Source organism: Actinomyces bouchesdurhonensis, assembly GCF_963540955.1.
GTDB classification, from domain to species: Bacteria; Actinomycetota; Actinomycetes; order Actinomycetales; family Actinomycetaceae; genus Pauljensenia; species Pauljensenia bouchesdurhonensis.
Genome location: NZ_CAUTSL010000080.1, coordinates 1 through 6043 on the forward strand (window position 1 = coordinate 1; position 6043 = coordinate 6043).

4 protein-coding genes are annotated in these 6043 nt (G+C 64.9%); 1 reads left to right on the plus strand and 3 read right to left on the minus strand.

Annotated features, from left to right (window positions below):
* Positions 1-451: 451 nt before the first annotated feature.
* Genes RYL44_RS09675 through RYL44_RS09685 form a run of 3 tightly spaced genes read right to left on the minus strand, consistent with a single transcriptional unit; the run spans position 452 to position 3100 of the window.
* Complete coding sequence (locus tag RYL44_RS09675) at positions 452-1384, minus strand: patatin-like phospholipase family protein (protein WP_073983822.1); 933 nt, start codon at positions 1382-1384, stop codon at positions 452-454.
* Between the two features lie 28 nt (positions 1385-1412).
* Entirely contained in the window at positions 1413-2057 is a 645-nt protein-coding gene (locus tag RYL44_RS09680) for a GtrA family protein (RefSeq protein ID WP_314975843.1), read from the minus strand.
* Positions 2058-2095: 38 nt separating this feature from the next.
* Positions 2096-3100 (minus strand): Abi family protein, encoded by a 1005-nt coding sequence (locus tag RYL44_RS09685; RefSeq protein ID WP_314975844.1) that lies wholly within the window; start codon positions 3098-3100, stop codon positions 2096-2098.
* Between the two features lie 303 nt (positions 3101-3403).
* Between RYL44_RS09685 and RYL44_RS09690 the strand changes: the two genes are divergently transcribed.
* The gene (locus RYL44_RS09690; RefSeq protein WP_314975845.1) at positions 3404-5839 is read left to right on the plus strand and encodes a S9 family peptidase; all 2436 of its coding nucleotides are present in this window, start codon (positions 3404-3406) and stop codon (positions 5837-5839) included.
* Positions 5840-6043: the final 204 nt, after the last annotated feature.

Consider the following 6043-nt stretch of genomic DNA (forward strand, 5'->3'; position numbering starts at 1 on the left):
ACATCCGGATAGGAAACCAACATCCGGATACCTTAATAACCTATCCGGATGCGCATAACCTATCCGGATGCGCACAACCTATCCGGATAGCCTCAGACAGAAGCCACGCCCGGGCCCGCAACGCAGCTGGCTGAGCAGGTACCGCCCCCGGGCGACAACACATCCGGATAGGAAACCAACATCCGGATACCTTAATAACCTATCCGGATGCGCACAACCTATCCGGATGCGCACAACCTATCCGGATAGCCTCAGACAGAAGCCACACCCAGGCCCGGATGCCCAGCGCGCCGAGTCACGGGCCCGCAACGCAGCCAACGAGAGACCCACCCACCGACGGGCCGCCCACCCCCGGGCCACCAGCCCGCTACCGGGCCACCATCACCACGGGCCGCCCACCCGCCACCGGCCGCCATCACCGCGACGCGGCTCCCACAACAGCCGCGGCCCCTTACAGCCCCAGGAATGCTTTGATCGCGGGCATTTCGCGCACGGCCTGGACCAGGCCGGCACGGTAGGTGGCTTCAAGACGTTCGCGACGGGATTCGGTGTTGTTGATCCACAGGTTATCGGGCGCGAACACGTAGGCCTGGCCGCGTTCTTCGAGTTCGAAGAGGAAGCGGCGTCCCGCGTTGTAGCGGTCGGGACGCTGGGCAACGCCTTCGAAGACGGACGGGAACTGGTGGTATGCGGTGCGCAGGAGGGCGCCGACGCTGGCGGGCATGGGCGCTTTGACATAGTCGCGGGGGCGGGTGAGGACGACGAGGAGTTTGCGGTAGCCCTCGCGCATGGGCTGGTCGAAGGGCAGGCCGCCGTTAGGACCGAGAGCGCCATCAACGTAGGTGTCTCCGTCGATTTCGACGGGCGGCATGAGGATGGGCAGCGTGGAGGATGCGCGGACGATGGGTCCGAGCGTGTCCAGGGTGCTCATTTCTTCCTTGGAGAACCAGCGTTCTTCACCGCGCGTGGCGTTGAAGGTGGCGACGCGGGTGGTGGCCGGGTTCGCGAGGAACGTGTCCATGTTGAAGGGTAGGGCTCCGTCGGGGTAGCAGATCTGCTGGTAGATGTATTCGGCGTTGAAGTAGCCGTGGCCTTTGCGGAAGTGTTTGAGTCCGCCGAATTCGGGGTCTTCGACGAGGTCGACGAAGGTCGCGTGTGAGCGGATCGCGTCGCGGGAGGTGAAGTTGCACAGGTGGCTGGATCCTGCGGAGACGCCGGAGATGTGGGGGAAGTTGATGCCTTCGGCGATGAGTCGGCTGACGAGCGCGGCCGTGTAGGCGTTGCGCATGCCGCCGCCTTCGAAGACGAGGGCGGTGTCGTCGATTGTGACCATCGTTGCGATGGATTCTTCGGGGGTCGGGTAGTGTTCTGGCGTTTCCTTCACGCTTCGACCCTACAGCCGCGCCTCGAACCTACGCTTGCGTATGCCCTGTGAAGACCACGTAGTGATAAAAGATGAAGCGGAATGCGGTGCCGAGCACGAATCCGACGACGTAGACGGCGATGTTGTCGGCGAGCGTGGAGGTGAGTCCGAGGATGTGGTGGGTGAACAGGAGGCAGAACTGTGAGATGACGATGCCGCAGGCGTTGGCGAAGAAGAAGAGGATGGCTTCGCGCGTGGCGTTGTCTTGGGTGCGTCCCCGGTAGGTCCACAGGCGGTTGGCGACCCACGAGTAGAAGGTGGCGGTCGCGGCGGCGACGAATTGTGCGGTGTTGGGGTGTCCGGCGAGGATGTCGAGCGGCCCGTGTTGGAGGAGGTTGAACAGCCCCATGTCGACGATGAAGGCGGTGGCGCCGACGAGTCCGAATTGGATGAATTCGCGCACCCAGGCGAGGATATGTTCGGCGAGGCTCATTGACGAGGCCGTGACCTCTTCTTCCTCCACCTGTCCGTGCGGCTGGGCGAGGGACGAGGCCGGGGCGGCTCCCTCGCGCGCGTGTCCTGGAGTGGTGGGCTGGGGATGGGTCGCGGACGGGTCCGCGAGCGCGGGTTCGAGCGGGAGCGCCGCGGGTTCGAGCGCGGCGGATCCGCGTGAGGGAGCTTGTTCGTCGTTCACTCCCCTAGTGTCGCACGCACGCCCCGGTGTTTCTACCATCAGCCTTGACTGTATGACATCGCCTGAGGAGGACACGAATACATATCACCATTCCACAAAGGAAGCTCCTCCCAGTTCTCTGGAACACCAAGGTCCTTCACTGAAACAGGAGACACTTCGGGGAATTTATGCAAAAGATGCGGGAGGTCATTAATCCCCTCCAGATTCATCTTAGAAAGAAGATACTGGATGATGGTGAACTGCGCAAAGCACTTTCCCTTCTTTTCCTTCCTATTCCCCTCTTTCACATCGTCAAGCACGAATCGACGCAGAAATCCGAGCTCATGATCCTCTCCTGTGAGCATGGGACTCTTTGGAAACGTCCTGCTATAGAGTCGACCATGATGCGCGCACACATTTCTGACCTCATTCAGGCAATGCAGCCATGAACTTAGCTGAGATTCTGAAATATTAAGCTGTTGGGCGATTGCTTTCCTTTGCTCATCCCGAGCAAAACCATACAATAGGCGCAGGCCGCCCCAATCAAGCACATGCACAGCAACCCAGACCGGCAAAATCGCGTCGTATTTCTTTTTGTAATGAATGACCGAGTCTTCATTTGATCGCACAACAGATAAGCTATATTTGTCTAGCCATTCTGAATACTGCTCGGTTGGCCGAACATTGACCTTATCCCAAGCTTTTTTCCCGAGCTTATGTGGACTCAAGTGTATGTATGGATCAACCCGTCCAAGCTCGTGACTGATCATCACCCGAAGCACAATTTCAATTTTCGCTAGCTGAAGCCCCGTGACAGCTCTTAGCTCTTGATCAAACCTGTACAGCTTGACCACTTTTTCGATCGTGGTTCCTTCGATGAAATTATCGGAGAGAAGCCCCGTCTCCGCTTGCACAGCGCGATAGGGATAGGAGTATCCAGACAGTCTATAGTATCCGATTTCACGAAGAGCTCGACGAGCGAATTCATCATCGCAGATTTCCATTCCCCTATCCTGCAGAATGGCGATCTGATCATCGACAGACTTAAAGGGTTTGGGCTCCATCGCTCTCCTCCGAAAATGTGAAGACCGGCCCTGGACCCTCGTCGGGCGGAACCGGTCATTGTGGATCCATCGTATCACGGCAGCCGCGCGCACGCACTGGGTTTGTCCATCCGAAGGCGGTCATACTGCATGTTGTGGACGAACACTGCGGCCACCTCACCATCCTCCCCGGCGCCACCGCCCCGGACCCGCACGGCGCCACCCCGCACCCCCGGCGCCTCCGCGACCGCAGAACGCAATCATCCCAGTCATCCCACGCCCCGGACACCCGGGTGCCTCCCTCGTCCGCAGCCCACATCTAAGATGGTCCCCATGACTGAGACGACCCCCCACCACACCCCCTCGCCGACTCCCCCGGTGGCCCCGAAGTGTTACGGGTACCGGGTGCGCGACCAGTTTGGGCAGCATTTTGATGACCCGTGGGATTGGTTGCGCGACGGCGAGAACCCGGAGGTGCGCGCGCACCTGGAGGCGGAGAACGCGTGGGCGGATGCGATCACGGCGCCGACCCGCGAGGCGGCCGCGCGCCTCGTGGAGGAGGTGAAGGCCTCTACGGCGCTCACCGACGTGACGGTGCCGATCCGCGAGGGCGAGTTCTGGTACTTCCGTCGTTTCACGGAGGGGCAGTCCTACGCGACGCATCACCGCGCGCCGGTGGAGCGCGACGAGGCCGGGTCGCCGATCCCGCTCGTCCCCTCTCCGGGCGTGCCCACCCGGGGCGAGGAGCTCCTCGTCGATGAGAACGAGTGGGCGCGCGGGCAGGAGTTTTTCCGCCTGGCGGACCTGTACCCGTCCCCGGATGGGCGCCTGATCGCGTGGGCGCGGGACACGAGCGGGGATGAGCGCTACACGTGGGTCGTGCAGGAGGCGTCGGGCCGCGTCATCGACGAGGCCGTAGTGGACGCAAGCTACGGCTTCGCGTGGGCGGATGACTCGCAGTCCTTTATCTACATGGGCGTGGATGATGCGTGGCGCGCGTGCGACGTGTGGTTGCACCGCGTGGGCACGCCTCGCGAGGCGGACGAGCTGCTGCTGGTCGAGCCGGACGAGGGCTTCGAGATGGGGTTCGCGCCCTCGGGCTTCCCGGGGCACGTCGTCATTCATTCGTCGTCGTCAACGGCGGGCCGCGCGTGGCTGTGGCTGCCCGCCCACCCGAGCGTGCGCCCGCTGCCGCTCATGCCGGTGCGCGCCCGCACGCTGGTGTCGGCGGATTCGGCGGGCGACCGCCTGTTCATCGTGCACACGGGGCTCACGCAGGAGGGCTCGCTCGCGCAGGCGATGCTGCCCGAAGGGGGGTCGCCCGAGGCCTTGGCGCTCCTCGGCGTTCCTTCTTCCTCCGCGTATAGTCGCCAGGCGCTGGCGGATCGCGTGCCCGGCACTCCCCTGCCGGAGGACGAGCCCGCTCCCCTCACGCCGTTTGAATCGTGGGAGCCGCTGCGCAGCCCCGGCCCAGGCGAGCGCATCACCGACGTCGAGGCACACGCGGGCTACGTGGCTCTCTCGCTTCGTTCGGGTTCTCTGACGCAGGTCGACGTGTGGGACCGCCGCGAACAGGCGCCCACGTGGCGGCGCGTGGAGGTCGACGCCCCGGTGCGCACGATCGCGACCGTGCCGACCCCGTGGGCCGATCCGCTGCGCGTGGAGTTCCAGTCGCAGACCGTTCCGCCCACGGTCGCCGAGGTGTTGCTGCCGGACCTGGCCCCGGCCTCGTCCCCCGAGAGTACGTCCCCCGAGACCACAAGCGAAAACGCGGCCCTGAGCACGCGGATCCTGCGCACCCACGAGGCGCCCGGCTGGGACCCCGCCGAGTACGTCGAGGAGCGCGTGTGGGTGCTCGCGCGCGACGGCGCGACCCGCATCCCCGTCACCCTCATCCACCACCGCGACGCGCGCCCGGACGGCACGCACGCGGGCTGGCAGATCGGGTACGGCTCCTACGAGGTCAGCTACGACCCCGAGTTCGAGACCCTGCGCCTGCCGATCCTGCGCCGCGTCGTCTACGCGATCGCGCACGTGCGCGGCGGCGGCGAGATGGGCCGCGCCTGGTACGAGGACGGCAAGGAGCTGGTCAAGGAGCACACGTTCACGGACTTCATCGACGTGGCCGACTGGCTGGTCGACTCCGGGTGGGTGGCGCCCGACCGCCTGGTCGCGGAGGGCCGCAGCGCCGGAGGCCTGCTCATGGGCGCGGTCACCAACGCCGCCCCCGACCGCTTCCGCGCGATCCTGGCGGGCGTGCCCTTCGTGGACGCGCTCACCACGATCCTGGACCCGACCCTGCCGCTCACCGTCGGCGAGTGGGAGGAGTGGGGCAATCCGCTGACCTCGCGCGCCGTGTTCGACGCGATGAGCCGCTACACGCCGTACGAGAACGTGCCCGACGGCGCGCTCCTGCCCGCAGTCATGGCGACGACGTCGGTCAACGACACGCGCGTCGAGTTCGTCGAGCCCACCAAGTGGGTGCAGCGCCTGCGCGAGGCCACCGGCCAAGTACCTTCCACGGACGAGGCCGAGGCTGGCACACGCTGCAATTGCTGCGATTCGGGGGCTGACGAGGCGAGCGTGAGCGGGGAAGCCAGCCACGGCCTCGTCGCCGCGCGCGACCCGCTCGAGCGCCCAATCATCCTGCGCACCGAGATGGTCGCCGGGCACGCCGGCCCCTCCGGGCGCGAGGGCCGGTGGGCGGCGCGCTGCGAGGAGTTCGCCTTCGCGCTCGGCCAGGTGGGCGTCTCCCTGTAGAGGTTGATGCTGCTCGCGAGCGCTCGGCGCCCGTGAACGACAGACACCGGTGGGGGCGGTCTTCGTTGGAAGACCACTCCCACTATCGCACCGCGTAACGATGCCGCCTTACTGCGCTGCGCTACTGCGCGCCACCATCCCAGCCGGGCCGCAGCGCAAAGGACTGAATGTCCAACTGCCCCGTGAGAGCCGTCCCCTTGAGGT